The 14819-nt window shown below is 64.0% G+C and carries 10 protein-coding genes; all 10 read right to left on the reverse strand.

The features are described from left to right. Positions 1-198: 198 nt before the first annotated feature. Positions 199-348: a hypothetical protein gene (locus tag MNAB215_RS29835; RefSeq protein WP_165691603.1), complete on the reverse strand. Its 150-nt coding sequence runs from the start codon at positions 346-348 to the stop codon at positions 199-201. Positions 349-489: 141 nt separating this feature from the next. Beyond that, positions 490-1650: an MFS transporter gene (locus tag MNAB215_RS22815; protein WP_245830381.1), complete on the reverse strand. Its 1161-nt coding sequence runs from the start codon at positions 1648-1650 to the stop codon at positions 490-492. Between the two features lie 186 nt (positions 1651-1836). Further along, positions 1837-5490 (reverse strand): trehalose-phosphatase, encoded by a 3654-nt coding sequence (gene otsB / locus MNAB215_RS22820; RefSeq protein ID WP_077080816.1) that lies wholly within the window; start codon positions 5488-5490, stop codon positions 1837-1839. Positions 5491-5771: 281 nt separating this feature from the next. Next, entirely contained in the window at positions 5772-6296 is a 525-nt protein-coding gene (locus tag MNAB215_RS22825; protein WP_077080817.1) for a type II toxin-antitoxin system Phd/YefM family antitoxin, read from the reverse strand. A gap of 326 nt (positions 6297-6622) precedes the next feature. Then, a complete protein-coding gene (locus tag MNAB215_RS22830; protein WP_077080818.1) occupies positions 6623-8173 on the reverse strand; it encodes an MlaD family protein in 1551 nt (516 codons plus the stop codon). Then, positions 8167-9366: a virulence factor Mce family protein gene (locus tag MNAB215_RS22835; RefSeq protein ID WP_077080819.1), complete on the reverse strand. Its 1200-nt coding sequence runs from the start codon at positions 9364-9366 to the stop codon at positions 8167-8169. Before MNAB215_RS22835 ends, MNAB215_RS22830 begins: the two co-directional genes overlap by 7 nt. Next, a complete protein-coding gene (locus tag MNAB215_RS22840) occupies positions 9366-10919 on the reverse strand; it encodes a virulence factor Mce family protein (RefSeq protein ID WP_077080820.1) in 1554 nt (517 codons plus the stop codon). Before MNAB215_RS22840 ends, MNAB215_RS22835 begins: the two co-directional genes overlap by 1 nt. After that, entirely contained in the window at positions 10916-12475 is a 1560-nt protein-coding gene (locus tag MNAB215_RS22845; protein ID WP_077080821.1) for a virulence factor Mce family protein, read from the reverse strand. The genes MNAB215_RS22840 and MNAB215_RS22845 overlap by 4 nt, the downstream gene beginning before the upstream one ends. Continuing rightward, positions 12472-13512, reverse strand: coding sequence for a virulence factor Mce family protein (locus MNAB215_RS22850; RefSeq protein WP_077080822.1), 1041 nt, complete (start codon positions 13510-13512; stop codon positions 12472-12474). Before MNAB215_RS22850 ends, MNAB215_RS22845 begins: the two co-directional genes overlap by 4 nt. Continuing rightward, on the reverse strand, positions 13509-14816 hold the full coding sequence (locus MNAB215_RS22855; protein WP_077080823.1) for an MCE family protein: 1308 nt from the start codon (positions 14814-14816) through the stop codon (positions 13509-13511). Before MNAB215_RS22855 ends, MNAB215_RS22850 begins: the two co-directional genes overlap by 4 nt. Positions 14817-14819 lie beyond the last annotated feature (3 nt).

Raw genomic sequence — 14819 nt, forward strand, 5'->3', positions numbered from 1 at the left:
ACGGTGCCAGGGCCGAAGGTCACCCGAACGGGTAACGGTCCGACGGGAGGTGGCCACGGTCGATGCGACCGGGCCCGATTGTGCCCGCGGGTGGGTTTCCCTGCCCCGCGGTGCCGATGACGGTCTCCACCTGCCATCACCCTTCACTGCGACATTTCCTATGCAGCCGACCCATGTCGGCTGGCGGGATGCGAGCGTCTACTCGTCTTCGCCGCTGGGACCATCGTCCGTGCGGAGCTGAATAAGAGTCAGGTCCGGGCCGGTGACGGTCACAGCCCAGCCCGGATGCGCGGGGTGTACCGCGCTGTGTTCGGCGTCGAGCGTGGTGAGGTGTTCTTCCCAGTGCAACAGCTCGAGGTAGCCCGCGACGCCGCCCAGCCACCTCGTCGAGCTGTGGTCCCATCACGGCATTCAGCGCGCGGGCCTCGCTTTCGTCAGGGCGGCGGGATCGTTTCCCGGTGCCCAGGTCACTGCTTCTTGACTTTGCGGTCAGTTAGCCGACGTAGCACGGGATTTGGCGCGGATCCACGCAGCGATAGAGAGAATAAGCAGGATTGCTGCAAAGAAGCCCCCGGCAATTCCTGAGATCAGTAGCGGCAGTTGGCCTTTCGCCCCCCATAGCAGACCGGCCCACAGACCTGCCGACAAAACCGCGAAACCCGTCGCGCCCTGAAATATGCCTTGCGCGCTCGACTGCTGCTTGGCAGGAACGAGTCCCGAGATCCACGCTTTTCCGACGCCGTCAGTGCACGCGGTGAACAGTCCATACAGCCCGAGGATGAGCCACGCCGCGACTTTGTCGGTGGTGAGTCCAAGTCCGATGTAACCGACAGCGAAAAAGACCATGCCAATTCCGAAGACCGTGCGTTTTGGGATGCGGTCAGCGAGTGACCCGGCTGGATAGCTGCCCAATGCGTAGACCATGTTGTATCCCACGTAGGCCAGGATCACCTCGGCCACAGAGAATCCGATCTCCTTAAGGCGCAACAGGATTAGGGCATCTGGAAAGTTCACAACGGCGAAGGCTGTCAAAAGCACGACCACCCGCCAATACCGTCCCGGCAGTTCACGTATCGCCGCCGCCATGGGTGGTCGGCGCGTACGTTCAACCGGCCGGGGCCGCTCCCGCACCAACGCGACCAGTGCCACACTCAACGCGGCCGGGACGATCGCGATGTAGAGCAACGGCGCAATCTCATGGTCGAGTAACTCGTATCCCGCAAGCCCGATCAGCGGTCCGGCGACCGCGCCGAGGGTGTCCATCGCGCGGTGAAACCCGAACACGCGGCCGCGGCTGGCTTCGTCGATCCCGTCGACGAGCAGTGCGTCGCGCGGCGCACCCCGGATACCTTTACCGACTCGGTCGACCACGCGTCCGGTCAGGACACCGGGCCAAGCACCGGCGACCGCAACGATCACCTTGCCGAGCGCGGCCATCCCGTAGCCCGCCGCAATGAGAGGACGCCGCGCAAATCTATCCCCGAGTGGTCCAGCCGCCAGTTTTGTCAGCGACGCGGCTCCCTCGGCCGCGCCTTCGACCGCTCCCACGACGGCCGGTGGCGCACCGAGAACTACGGTCAGGTAGATCGGTAATAGCGGGTAGAGCAATTCGCTGGCGGTGTCTTGGAGGAATGAAACAGCCGATAACACCCACACATTGCGCGTCAGCCAGTTTCTGGTTTTAGCCGCGTGAACGGTCACGGGTGGGCGTCGCCGTCCACCACGGCCGGGCGTGATGACCACATCAGTGCCGTCTTTCCGCTCGCCGTTGCACGAATTGCGATCGTACCGCCCTCCTTGATCGCAAGGAGCAGAAGCAACACTCACCGGCAACGGTCAGCCAGGAAATCGGACCGTGGTCCCTGGCATCAGTTGAACGACTCGACCGCGGCATTCCACTTCGACTCCGGCAGCGTCGCGTGGATCTACGCTGATGATCACGCCTTTTCCGCTGACCCGCAGGTGCAGGTGCAGACCGCGGTAATGGATCGGGAACGCCAGCACGCCAAGTGCTTCCGGCCAGTACGGCGAGAGGATGATGCGGTTGGACCGGGTTTCCATCCCGGTGAAGCACCGCTGCATGAGGTCGACGCTGCCGGCCATGGCCGCGAGGTGTACGCCTTCAGATGTGGTGCCACCCTGGATGTCTGAGATGTCGGACTTCAGCGCCTGCTGGAAGAACTCCATTGCACGATGGCGGTTGGCCCGGGCGAGCACCCAGGTATGCACCACACCGCTCAGCGTCGACCCGTGTGAAGTGCGGGCCAGGTAGTAGTCCACCATTTCGGGGATCTTGTCGGGCATGAAGCGATAGCCAAGCCGCTCGAGTAGCTCACCCAACTCGGTTGCCGACATCAGGTAGAGCAGCATGAGGACGTCGGCCTGCTTGGAAGCCTTGTATCGGTTCACGTCATCGTCCTCCGCCTCGAGGATGCGGTCGAGGCGTTGGATATTGCCGTACTGCCGCCGGTAACCGTCCCAGTCGAGTTCCTGCAACTCCCCGTATCCCTCGAACTGGCTGATGAGGCCGTCGTGGAACGGGACGTACATCCGTCGGCTTACCTCTTCCCAATGCGCCAGTTCCTTGTTGTGCAGTCCGAGCGTTTCCTTGAGGTCGAGTCGGTTCGGCAGCGGTAGCAGCTTCAGCGCGTCGAGGGCGCGCATGATGACCCACACCGCCATCACATTGGTGTAGGCGTTGTTGTCGATGCCGTCGTAAGGAGCGTCGGGGTAGCCCGAGTGGAATTCATCGGGCCCGATGACGCCCCGGATGCTGTAGCGTTCGCGTTCCCGGTCGTAGCTGGCCCTACTCACCCAGAAGCGTGCGATCTCGGTCAGCATCTCCGCGCCATAGTCGATGAGGTACGCGAGATCCCCGGTGACCTGATAAAACTTCCACGCGCTATAGGCGACGGCGATGCCGATGTGGTGCGCACGAGCGCTCGAGTCGGGGTTCCACCGTCCGCTGCGCGGATTGAGGTGCAGGCGTTGGCTTTCCTCGCGTCCGTCGCTGCCGGATTGCCACGGGAACATCGCGCCGGAGTAGCCCGCCGCCTTGGCGGCCTGACGTGCCTCGGGCAGGCGCCGGTAGCGGTAGGCCAGCAGCGACCGGGTGATCATCGGCAGCCGTAAATTCAGCACCGGGAAGATGAACAGCTCGTCCCAGAAGATGTGCCCGCGATATGCCTCACCGTTGAGTCCGCGAGCCGGTACCCCGACGTCGAGGTCGCAACTGTTGGGGGAAACCGTCTGCAGGAGATGCAGGAGATGGAACCGCAGGATGCGCGATTCGTCGGTGAAGTCTTCGAATTCGATGGACAGGCGCTCCCACAGATGTGCCCAGGCATTCAGGTGCCCGTCGCGCAACTCGGCGAACCGGCCGAGTCGGCTCAGCAAGCGCTGGGCATCGACAGCGGGTTCGGACGTCGCGACATCGCGCCCGGTGAACAGGGTCACGATCTTCTCTACCGTCAACGCATCACCGAGTGACATCTCGACGGCGATAACGTGACCGATTTCGGCTGCCTGGTCGACAAGGTGGTAGGTAGCCGGGACGGGAGTTCCGTCACGCCACACGATGCTTCGCGCTGCCATGGCAATGGGAATGCGCGACTGCGTCGTCTGAACTGTCAGCAGCACGGAGTGGTCATTGATCTCCCGCTTCTCGACCAACCCAAGATGATCGCTGGCTAAGTCTCGGTAGCGCTCGACCAGGGAGTTGGTGACGTTGCCGTCCAGCGTCGAGCGAATCTCGATCGTCCCGGACCAATCCTCGGCGACGATCGTCGTCTGCAGGGCGCCGACGTGGGGCATGTGCATCGCGGCGAATCGTTGCTGGGTCAGCGAACTGGTGCGTCCGGCGTCGTCACGGAAGTGCACCTCCCTGGTCAGTACGGCGCCGCGAAGGTCGAGGGTCTGCCGGTAGGACAGCACTTCGGCCGCGTCGAGGTCGAACCAGCTGCCACCGTCGACCCGGAAGGTGAGGGGAAGCCAGTTGGGCAGGTTGACCAAACTCTCGTTGTCGACTGCGGTGCCTGATACATCGTCGACGAGACGGTTGTAAACCCCGGCGGCATAGCTGCCCGGATAGTGGACCTGGTCTGCCTTCGATTCGGGCGCCGCGCCCCGGGTTGCGAAGTAGCCATTTCCCACCGTGCACAACGACTCACGAAGCTTCTCGCTCTGCGGGTCGTACCCTTCATAGGTGAAATCCCATGCCGTGGAAGACTTCTCACGTTTAATCGCTAGCCAATTCGACCCGCGCTGCACGAACTCCCGCACCTCATCGGGACTCTGCAGAGCGAAACGGGCGGCCGTCTTTCGGTCGCCGTCCTCATTGTGCCGCACCACAATCCCAATGCCGTCGAATTGGACTGCGTCGAAAGCGTCTTCGTCGGTGAGGTCATCGCCGATGTAGATCGGCAGCAGGGAACCCGAAGCGTCGATGTGATCGCGAATCCAGGCCAGCGTGGTCCCTTTGTCCCAGTCAATGTCTGGCCGCAGCTCGACGAGCATGCGCCCGCTCGTCACGCGTAGGCCATCGCGCTGTCCGAGCTTGTGTGTGGCAGAGACGATCTCGCCGATGTGCTCCGGTGCGACCTCGCGGTAGTGGACCGCGACGGCGAAGCGCTTGTGCTCCACCCGTACTCCGGGAATCTCGGCCAGGCTTGTACTTAATTCGGCGGCCGCACGTTCGAGGACGCCGATGGCGGCGGCGGCCGCTTCGTTTCGATGATAGGTGCCGTCCGGTCCCGTCAGCTCAAAGCCGTGGCTGCCCGCGTACCAGATACCCGGTATCGGTACCCGGGCGCGGATATCGGCGAGGTCGCGACCGCTGAGTATGGCGACGGGACATTGCGACGCCAAGCATTCCAGCGCCTCGGTCGCTCCGTCGGCGAGGATGGCGGCCGCGGGATCGGCAACGATGGGGGACAAGGTTCCGTCGTAGTCGAGAAACAACGCCGGTTCTCGGGCGCCCAGAACACCGATTATCTGACCGTATGATTCCACGGCATCGGGGAGCTCCGAGATCCGTGTGTCGCCCACGCGTACAGCGATGTTCTCCAGGTCCGCAACCACGACGTCGGCGCCGCACCCCCGTAGTCGGTCGGGATTCCCGGACCGGTCGACACCGATGACGAGAGCGAAGCCGTCGTCCTGGGCCGCCGCTGTCCCGGGACCGGCGTCGTCGACGACGACAGACCGTTGCGGACGCACACCGAGTTGGCGAAGGGCGTCTGCAAGGACCGCGGCAGGGACGCCATCGACACAGACACCGAATAGGTCGTCAATCCCCGCGGATTTCAAGAGCTGCTGACCGCCCAGGCGCGATGCGTAGACCGCGGTGGCGACGCCGGCTTCCAGTAATTTTCGCACCAGGTTGATCGTCGACTCGAACAGCCGAACACCAGGAGTGTCGGCCAACACAACGTCGAGGTTGAAGATCACGGCGTCGTGGTAGCGCGGGTCGACAGTGACCGGCAGCGTCATGACGATGTCTTTGCTTGGGCGAACAACCGATGAGCGCCGTCGACATCTATGGGGTCGAGCGCCGGACTTATCGTGAGAGTGACAATTCTGGATACCGATTGCGTCGGTGCCTTCATTGCCATTGGTTCTGCTGTCGGGGGTAGTGAGCCACCCCTGAATCCGACCAGTTGACGGACGCCGACGATAGGGGCGGAAGTCCCGCGCCCCGTGGGCCGTTCGTCGGCGTGGAACTCAGCCACCGTCTGGATGCCGGGCCCCTGGTCTGTCGGGGCCATCGGCCGTCACGATGAGGACACTGACAAGGGGAGCATCACTGATGGGTTCGGGCGCCGTTCCTCGGCTGACACGATGCGAGCAACCAGCTCGCCGCCACGGATGACCTCAATCGTCTGCCCTGCCGCAACCCTGTCGAAGTAACGCCCCGCACGCTTTCGCAATTCGTCAAGCCCGATTTGCCGACCAGCGTCCGCCGGGATCGTGGTCATCCTCAAGTCCTCGGCCGACACGATCCGTGCCACCAACCTGCCGCTACGGACGACATAAATCGTCTCCCCGGCCGCCACCCGATCGAAGCAGCGCCCGGCGCGCGTTCGCAGTTCGTCAAGCCCGACCCACCCACCAGCGTCCGGTGCCACGGGTTTGACAGATCGCGCCGGAATCGGAGCCGCGCTCCAGTCGCCGACCGACACGATCCGTGCCACCAACTTGCCGCGACGGACGACATCGATCGTCTCCCCGGCGGCAACCCGCTCGAGATACGTGCACGCGTTACTCCGGAGTTGGCCTAGGCCAATCACTTCCGGCATTTCGCTCCGATCTCTGTGTCCAGCGGCACGCGGCCGGCTGTTGACGGCTGTGTGCGGAGAGCTGCGGGCGCTCCGATCTAGGTCACTGGAAGCGACCCATTCGCCCAAGCAGAGTATATGACTGTACGTGCGGTCAGTGTCAACGGTTCCGCCTAGACGGACGGCGAAGCGGGGAAGCTGCGCTACGAGCTTCGTGCAAATGGGCGGGGTTGAGCGGGAAGGGTTCTCACCGACGACAGGTCCGGACCGAGGCGAAAAGCACTGTAAGCGAGCAAGATTGAACCCAACACGCCATCGAAATCTCACAAGCGCAACGGCGCAGGGCTTCAGCCGGGCGGCGTCAGCATGTACTTCCATCCGTCGTCGCCTGTTCTGGTCGAGTTCTCGACGGAGTATCTGACCCCGTCGGGCCCCACCAGTTCACCGCTCTGGGGACTGTAGACCGCCGAGGGTGGCCCGCTCGGGGTATAGACGCAAGGGTTGGGCTGTTGTCCGTTGCATTGCACCGAACCTGATCCCGGCCGCGACAAAGGGTCACTAACCGGTGGGGGCGTCCCCGGCACTCGGTCGGCGGGCGCCGGGTTCATGCCGTTGTTGATCGATGGCGCGGGGATCACCTGACCCGGCTTCACCGGTTGATCGCAGCGTGCCGCGGGCGCCGGGCACGTGAGGATCTGGTTCGGGTCGCCATACCAGGGGTTGGTGCCCGCGGGAACGTACGGCTTGGGGTCGCGGCATTCCCTCGGCGTCGCGGCTCGCTTCCCGGGGACGTCGACACACGGGAGGTTGCGTGCCCCACGCACGGCGTTGGCCGGAGTGTCCTGCGGGATCTTGCAATATGTTCCGGACGGCATCGGCGCCAGGCTGGTATCCGCTGGTGAACGCCACTGAGGTGCCGGCAGAAAGCCGGTCAGACATGGCGGGGGCTGGTTGATCGTCAGCGAAGTGCCGAGCGCGGCGTAGCCGGGGAAAGCCGCGGTCACCGTCTGGCCTTCGGCTGCGCCCTGCGGATAAGCCACCAGCAGCTGCTCGACGCCCTTGTGGTAGCGCTTGAGCATGTCCAGCACGATCTCGAGATTCGCCAGCGTCTGCGGCAGCGACTCGCGGACGTCGCCGAATACCGCGTTGACCTGATCTGCGGTCGGCGCCGCCTGGGTGAGGATGCTTTGCACGTGCTGGTCGCTTTCGGCGCTCTGCGCGGCCAGGATGTCCAGGTTGTGCGACCAGCGCTGGATCGCGTCCCGGGAGTCGACCTGGCTGTCGATGATCGGCCCGGAGCCTTGGATGATGTCGTGGATATCGGTGATGTTGGTCTTGAAGTCTCCGACGATCGCCTGCGTCGCATCGACGAGTCGTTGCAGTGCGGGGCCCAACCCGCCTACCGCTTGGGCTGTTTCGTCGAGCAGCGCGGGGATCTTGTCCTTGGGCAGCGCGGCCAGCCCGCGGTTCGCGGCATCCAGCGCCGGCCCGATCGCGGTAGGCACGTTACCGTTGGTGATGGTCTGTCCCGGCGAGAAGTATTTGCCCGGGTTGCCTACCGATACCAGGTCCAGATACTGCTCACCGACCGCCGACACCGAATGCACGTTCGCCGACGCGTCAATCGGGATCTTGTAGCGGTTGGCGATACTCATGGTCACGTGCGCGCCCGTCTCGGTCGGGTCGACGGCGGTGACTGTGCCGATGGTTTCACCGCGATAAGTCACGTTGGACGTCTTGTACAGACCGCCCGACGCGGGCAGGTCCGCCTGCAGCGTGTACTGGCCGATCCCTGCCGCAGTGGGAATCTGCAGGTAATACCCGCCCAGCACAACCGCTGTGATCGCAGTCAGAATGGTGAACAGGATCAGCTGGCGCCGGATGAAGCGGGTCAGCATTGTCTATCCGCCCTTTCGACCAGCGGGCCGCCCGGGACGTCGTTGGGGTTCGGCGTGTACCGGACATCGGGGATCATCGTTTCCGGGTCGCGGCCCCACGATTGCTCGAGCGCGCGCAGCGCTCCGGAGAATCCAGTCCCGGTAAGGACCCCGTTGTCGACAGCGCTGAGGGTCAGGTCAAGCGTCAGCGACAGGTTGAAGTAGTCGCCGCGGAACGACTTCGGCACGCTGTCGACGTCGAACGGCCGGACGAGCATCAGCTTGAGTGCGCGGATCAAATACGGTGAGGCACGGCCCAGTTCCCGCAACGGGCACTGCAGCGACAGCAGATCTTGGTGGAGGTCGTTCCGCGAGGCGGACAGGTATTGGTCGGCAACCTGGCTGAGGCCTCCTGTCGCGTCGATCGCATTGATCAAAAGGTTCTGTTTGTCGGCGAAATGTTTGATCAGTGGCGGGAATTCGGTGAGGACCCGATCCAGCACGGCCGAGCGGGAACCCACGTACGCCAACAGCCGGTTGGTCGAATCGATGGCTCGGGTGATGTCATCGCGTTGCTCGTTGAGTCGGGCGTTGAAGGTGTCCAACTTGTCCAGGAAGGCACGGGTCTGGTCGGCCCGCCCGTTCAGGATGTTGTAGGCCTCGTTCTGTAGCACTTCGAGGTTCGGGACGCCGCCTCCGCGCAAGATGAGGGCGAGACTGGCCAACGTCTGCTCGGTCGTGGGGTAAGCGGACGAATTCTTCAGTGGGATGGTGTCGCCGTTCTTCAATAGCTCCGGTGACGGGTTGGGCGGCGTGGCCAGCTCCACATGCTGAGAACCGAGCAGGCTTGTCTGCCCGATTTTGGCGGTGGCGTTCTTGGGTAACTTGACGTTCTTGTCCACACGTAGCGTCAGCGTGGCGACCCAGTTCTTCAGTTCGATCGCGCGCACCGTGCCGACAAAGACATCGGCCACCCGCACCCGGCTGTTGTCGTTCAAGGCCAGCGTGTCGGGCATCTGCACGTAGACGACGTAGGAGCCGGGCCCGCTGCCCGGGCCACCGGGCATCGGCACGTTCGCGATTCCGCGCCAGCTCGCGCACGACGTCAGCGCCACCGCGGCCCCCAGTAGAGCCAGCCCCTGCCAGGCCCGGTGCCGAATGCGAGAACCGAACGCGCACAGCGCGTTCACGACCACCGTGCTTCGTGCGTCCATCACGATCCCGGTCCTGTCGAGGCGGCCGCCGGTGTCGGCGCGACCGGCCCCGGGACCACACCCGGCCCCGGCAGCGGCGGCGGGATCGGCACCTGCGGCGCCCTTAAGCCGATGGGGGGCGACACCGGGTACTCGTCGTACGCATTCGGCGGTCCCGGCGGGGTTTGGAGCCCTGACTGCGGGGGTGCGATATCCGTGCCGCCCATCAGTTCGGCCAGAGATTCGGGGGTCAACAGGCCCGCCGTGGTCGGCCCCACCTGTGTGCCCTGCATGCCTGGCGCCACAACCCAGCCGGGCTGGGTGTTGCGGTGCGACAACGGGGTATCTGGCACCCAGATCCCGGGCACCGTCGTGTCCTTGTACCCGTTCGGCGGCCGGAGCCGGGGCTCGGAGTAGGCGACTTCCTTGGGTAGCGTCTCCGCGGTGCTGAACAGGTTCAGCCCGAACGGGAGGTAGTTGAACTTGATCGCATCGAGGATTGGCGCCAGGTATTGCGCACACAGTTCGGCGGAATCTTGATAGCCCAGCCGGCTACCGGCCTGGATCATGCTGCACATGAACTGCATTGGGTTCGTGAAGTTCGGGATTGCCGGGATGGACATGACCGCACCGTGTGACGGGTGGTAAATCTGGCTGAGGTTCGTCTCGAGCGTCGGCAAGACGTGCAGGCCGGTCTCCAAACCATTCAGTGGGTCGGGTTGGACCAGCGTGGTGGTCACGGTGGCGAGGTTGTCGACGTCGCGCGCGAGAACCTCGCGGTTCTTGGCCAAGAACGGGCGCAGTGTGGAGAGCAGGCCGTCGAACTGCCGTATCGCATTGGTGAGGTCCCGGTCAGACCCGGTCAACTCGTCGGTGAATTGGGCCAGGTTGTTGTTCAACGCGACGAACTGCCGGTCGTCCTTGCGCAGAGCGTTGACGAATTGCGCCAGGCTGTGCACCACCGCGAACAAGTCGCCACGGCCCTCGTTCAGCGCGGTCAGCGCCTGCGACAGGCTGTTCAGCGTGGTGTTGAACTGCTTGCCCTTTCCGGCCAGCCCATCGGAGAAAGACTCGATGAGGTCACCAAAGGGGCCTTTGGGCTGCTCGGGTGTCGGGCCGAGTTTGGAGATGATGTTGGCGACGCTGTCGCGCAGTTGGTCCCACTCCGTAGGCACCTGCGTGCGCTCGATGGGGATCACGGCGTTGTCGGCCATCACTGGACCACCCTTGTAGGGCGGCTCCAACTGAATGCTCCGCGACGCCACCAGCGCGGGGTTCACGACCACCGCGGACGCGTTGGCGGGCACCTTGTACTTGTTGCTGTAGTGAAACGTCACCTTCATCTTGTCGCCGGCCGGCTCGATCTTGTCGACCGAACCCACGCGAACGCCCATGATCTGAACTTTGTCCCCGGAATAGAGCGCGTTCGCCGCTGGGAGGTAAGCGACCACGGTGTTGTTGGTCAACTTCTGGTAGAGCCGCCAGCCGACGAACCCGGCGACGAGGGCCAGCACCACCACGAGCAACACGATGGCCCTCCGGTGCCGCAGGTTGCGGATATCGAGGATGCTCAATTCTGGCTACCTCCCGTTGCGCCGCTACCGCCCGTCCCGCCCGGCGTGATGAAGGGAGCCGGCAGCTGCTGCCCAGGTCCCAGCGGCGCGGGTGGCCCCGGCGGCAGCCCCGGCGCGAACGTGGACGGCGCAGGGATGGGGCCGGCTGGTTGCAGACCCTCGGTGCGCGCTCCCGGCGGCGCGTTGGGCGGTAGCGGCAGCGGTGTGCCCGGGACATCCGGAGGCGCCTCGCCTGGTCGCCCGGCGATCGGGATCCCCGGTGTCGGTGGCAGGCCGTTCGGGTTCGGCGGCGACGTCTGCACGTCGATCGGTGCAGGGAAACTGCCGCCGAAAGGACCCACGCTTACCCCCGCGCACGGCAGCGGGTTCCACGGCCGCGGCAGCGCGTCAGCCGGCGGGGTGTACGAACACGCTATCCCCGGTGGCACGGCCGGTCCCGGATGTTCCGGGGTGCCTTCCAGCACCGGAGGTGCGGGCGGCGGCGCGCCGTTGGGGAATCGGGTGCCGTTGGGGTCGGGCAAGCGGAACTCGGGTAGGCCCGCGCTGCGCCAGAAGTCCTCCGGGTCGATACCACGCTTCTTGAAGGCGGCGTCGACAAACGGCTGCAACACCCAGTACGGCAGCAGATTCGACAGCACGATCTTGAAGTAAGGTCCCGACGCGACGGATTCCCCTAGCGATGCGGCGAATTGACCGACATACGTGAGGGTTTGAGCCAGGTCGTCCTTGCGTGCGACGAGGACATCGCTGATGGTGTGCAACTGCTCCAGCACAGGATTCAGGTTCGGGTTGTCGTTGATCAATCCCTGCACCTGGGTCGAGAAGGCGGAAATGTTCCCCAGCAGGGTGTCGATGGCCCGTCCACGTTCGTTGAACGCGGCCAGCAGCGCCTTCGCGTTGAGCAACAACCGGTTGATTTGTTCACTGCGTTCACCAAGCACGCTGGCTACTTGGTTGGCCTGAGCGAGCAGGTGCTTGATCTCTTCGTCGCGCTTGCCGATGGTGTCGGAGAATTTGGCCACACCGTCGAGGGCGGCACTCAGGTGCGGGTAGGTCTGATTGATGGTCTCCGACAAGACGTTCAGCGACCGCTTCACGGTGTCGATGTCCCAGCCGGTGGCGGCCTTGGTGACGTCGAAGGCCGCGTCGTAGAGCTGATACGGGGTGGTGCTTTGGGACAGTGGCAACACGCCCCCGGGCCGCAACGGCTGGGTTCCCCGCGGCTCGATCTCGAGCACCTTCTTACCCAGGATGGTGTCCGTCTTGATCGCGAGCCGGCTCTCGGTGCCGATGCTGTTGCCGCCGATGGAGAACTTGATCAGGACGTGGTCGCCGTCGATCTCGAGCCCCTCCACCTTGCCGACATTCACGCCGGTGATGCGCACCTTGTCGTTCTGGTTCAGTTGACCGGTGTCGGTGAACTGCACGTAGTAGCTCGGACTGGCAAAAATCATCGGGACGCTGGTGAAGCTTTGGCCGACGGCGACGACGAGCACCAGCACGGTGATGCCCATGAGCCCGGCGTGGCCGCGGTTGAATTCCGTTAGTGATCTCATTGCGGCGTGCACCTGCCCGTGGGTTGCTGCCAGATCCTGACCGTGCGGACCGGACCGCCGGCCTGCAGTCCGTTCCACTTGATCGTGAGATCGCACACGTAGAAGTTCACCCAGTCTCCGTAGAGGCCGATGCTGCGTCCGATCAGGTTGAGTGCGGTCGGCGTCTTGTGGATCAGATCGTTGAGCTGATCTTTTTGGTCGACGAGCGGCTGCTGAAGAGCCTGTAGGTAGTTGAGCTCCTTGTGCAGCAGAGCGCGGTTGTCCGCCAGCAGGTCGGCCACCGTCCCCGCGGCGTTGCTGATGTTCGCCACGCCGGCGGCCAAGGGATCGGCGTGGTCCTTCAACCCGGTGATCAATCTTTCGAAGTTGTCGACGATCTGGTCGAACTCCTTGCGATGTCTAACCGTGGTGTCCAGCACGATGTTCAGGTTCTTGACCACCTCGCCGATCGCCTGGTCGCGTTGAGCAATGTGCGCAGTCAGTTGCGCGGTCTGGTCGAGGATGTCGTTGATGGTGCCGCCCTGACCCTGAAAAACGGTGATGAGGGCCGACGCGATGGTGTTGACCTTTTCCGGATCGATCGCCCGGAAAAGCGGCTTGAAACCACCGATCAGAGCGTCGAGATCCAGCGCCGGTGACGTGCGAGACAGCGGGATGAATCCCCCCGCCGGCAGGACCCGGTCAGCGCCGTCACCCTCACCGCGGCTGAGCTCCAAAAACCGATTACCGAGCAGGTCGAGATAGCGGATCTGCGCGGTCGTCGATTGGTAGAGCGGTATCGACCGGTCGACGTCGAACTCCACCCGTGCCCGCCTGCCGCCGTCGATCAGCTGCACCTTTTTGACCTTGCCGACCTCCACGCCGGAGGCGCGGACGAATTCGCCGTCACGCAGCCCGCTGCCATTGCTGAACTCCGCGGAATATCCGTAGGTGCGGTTGAAGCGCACCTGAGCAAACACCACTACGATCGACACGCTGATCAGCAGCAGCACCAACGAGACGATGCCGAGCTTGATAGCGCTGCCGGTGGTTTTCATGGGTTGATCGTGTTGTCCCCGACCTGACGGCCCCACACGTACTCGATTGCGTACGGTGAGCCGGTGTCTAAGTGGTTGTAGGGCGCGAGACTGGCGCCGGTGTCCACCACCAGACTCGGCGCCGGCCACAGATCATGGGTGATGGGCTGCCAGCAACCCGGCGCACCGCCCGGCCCGCCGCGAGCGTTCACCCGCGGCAGATTGTCCGGGTACACATAGGGATTCGGCGCGCCGCCTACCACTCCGGCCAACCCGAGCAGCCCCAGTGTGGCCACAGTGCCGGTCAATCCTGGGAGAGTCAGTATGCCTCCCAGCCCTGACGTCAGTTCGGTCATGGTTTTCAGCGAGTAGCCGTTGCCGCCGCCCGTCGTCTCATTGGCCTTGGGTTCCTCGTCGTAGTAGTTGCGGATGGTGCAGAAGATCGCAGGGCTGTAGGTATCGAGCAGCTGGGCGGTCGGCACCAGATCGGCGACTCCCCGCTGCAGGTAGGGCCCGCCACGGGCGAAGATGTCTTCGCCGGTGTTGCCCAACCCGGTCGCAGCCAACAACGCGGCATCCAGGTCGGCTTCCTGCCGGTGCAGCGTGCGCGCCGTGATCACCGCGTTGTCGAGGGAGTCGAACAGATCCGGTGCGGCGTTGGCGTAGGTGTCGCCCAGGGCCGCCAGCTGCTGAATGTCATGCCGGATCTGCGGCATTTGCGGATTGATGTCGTCAAGGATGGCGTTGCCGTTGACGATCGACCGCCCGAACTTGTCGCCCAACCCGGTCAAGGCCTGCGCGGCCGCAGCCAGCGTCAGGTTCAACTTGACCGGGTCCACCTTCTCCGCGAGAGAGGTAAGCGTCTCGAACAACGTATTGAATTCCGTCGTCACCGACCTCGCATCAATCACATGCTGTGGGGTGATGCGTTGCGGTGTAGGGGTTTTCGGCGACGTCAACGACACATACTTATTGCCGAACACCGTGGTCGCCGTAATATTGGCGTCCACATTGGCCGGAATCAGCCTGATGTACTTCGGTTTCACGTCTAAGACGAACTTGGCCACCGGCATGCCGTCACGCTGGATCTCCGAAATGCTGGCCACCCGGCCTATTTCCACCCCGTTGTAGGTGACCTTCGACCCGGGATCCATCACCAAACCCGCTCGCGGAGCCAACATCGTCAAGGATGTGTTCGGCGTTAATTCGCCCCGAAATTGCAACCATACGAACGCCAACACCATCGCGGCGACCACCCCGAACAGCACAGCCGCCGTTTTGTACGGCGGGATGCGGGGCGGGTTCTCCTTCACCGGGGTCGTCATGAC

Source organism: Mycobacterium numidiamassiliense (assembly GCF_900157365.1).
Lineage (GTDB): Bacteria > Actinomycetota > Actinomycetes > Mycobacteriales > Mycobacteriaceae > Mycobacterium > Mycobacterium numidiamassiliense.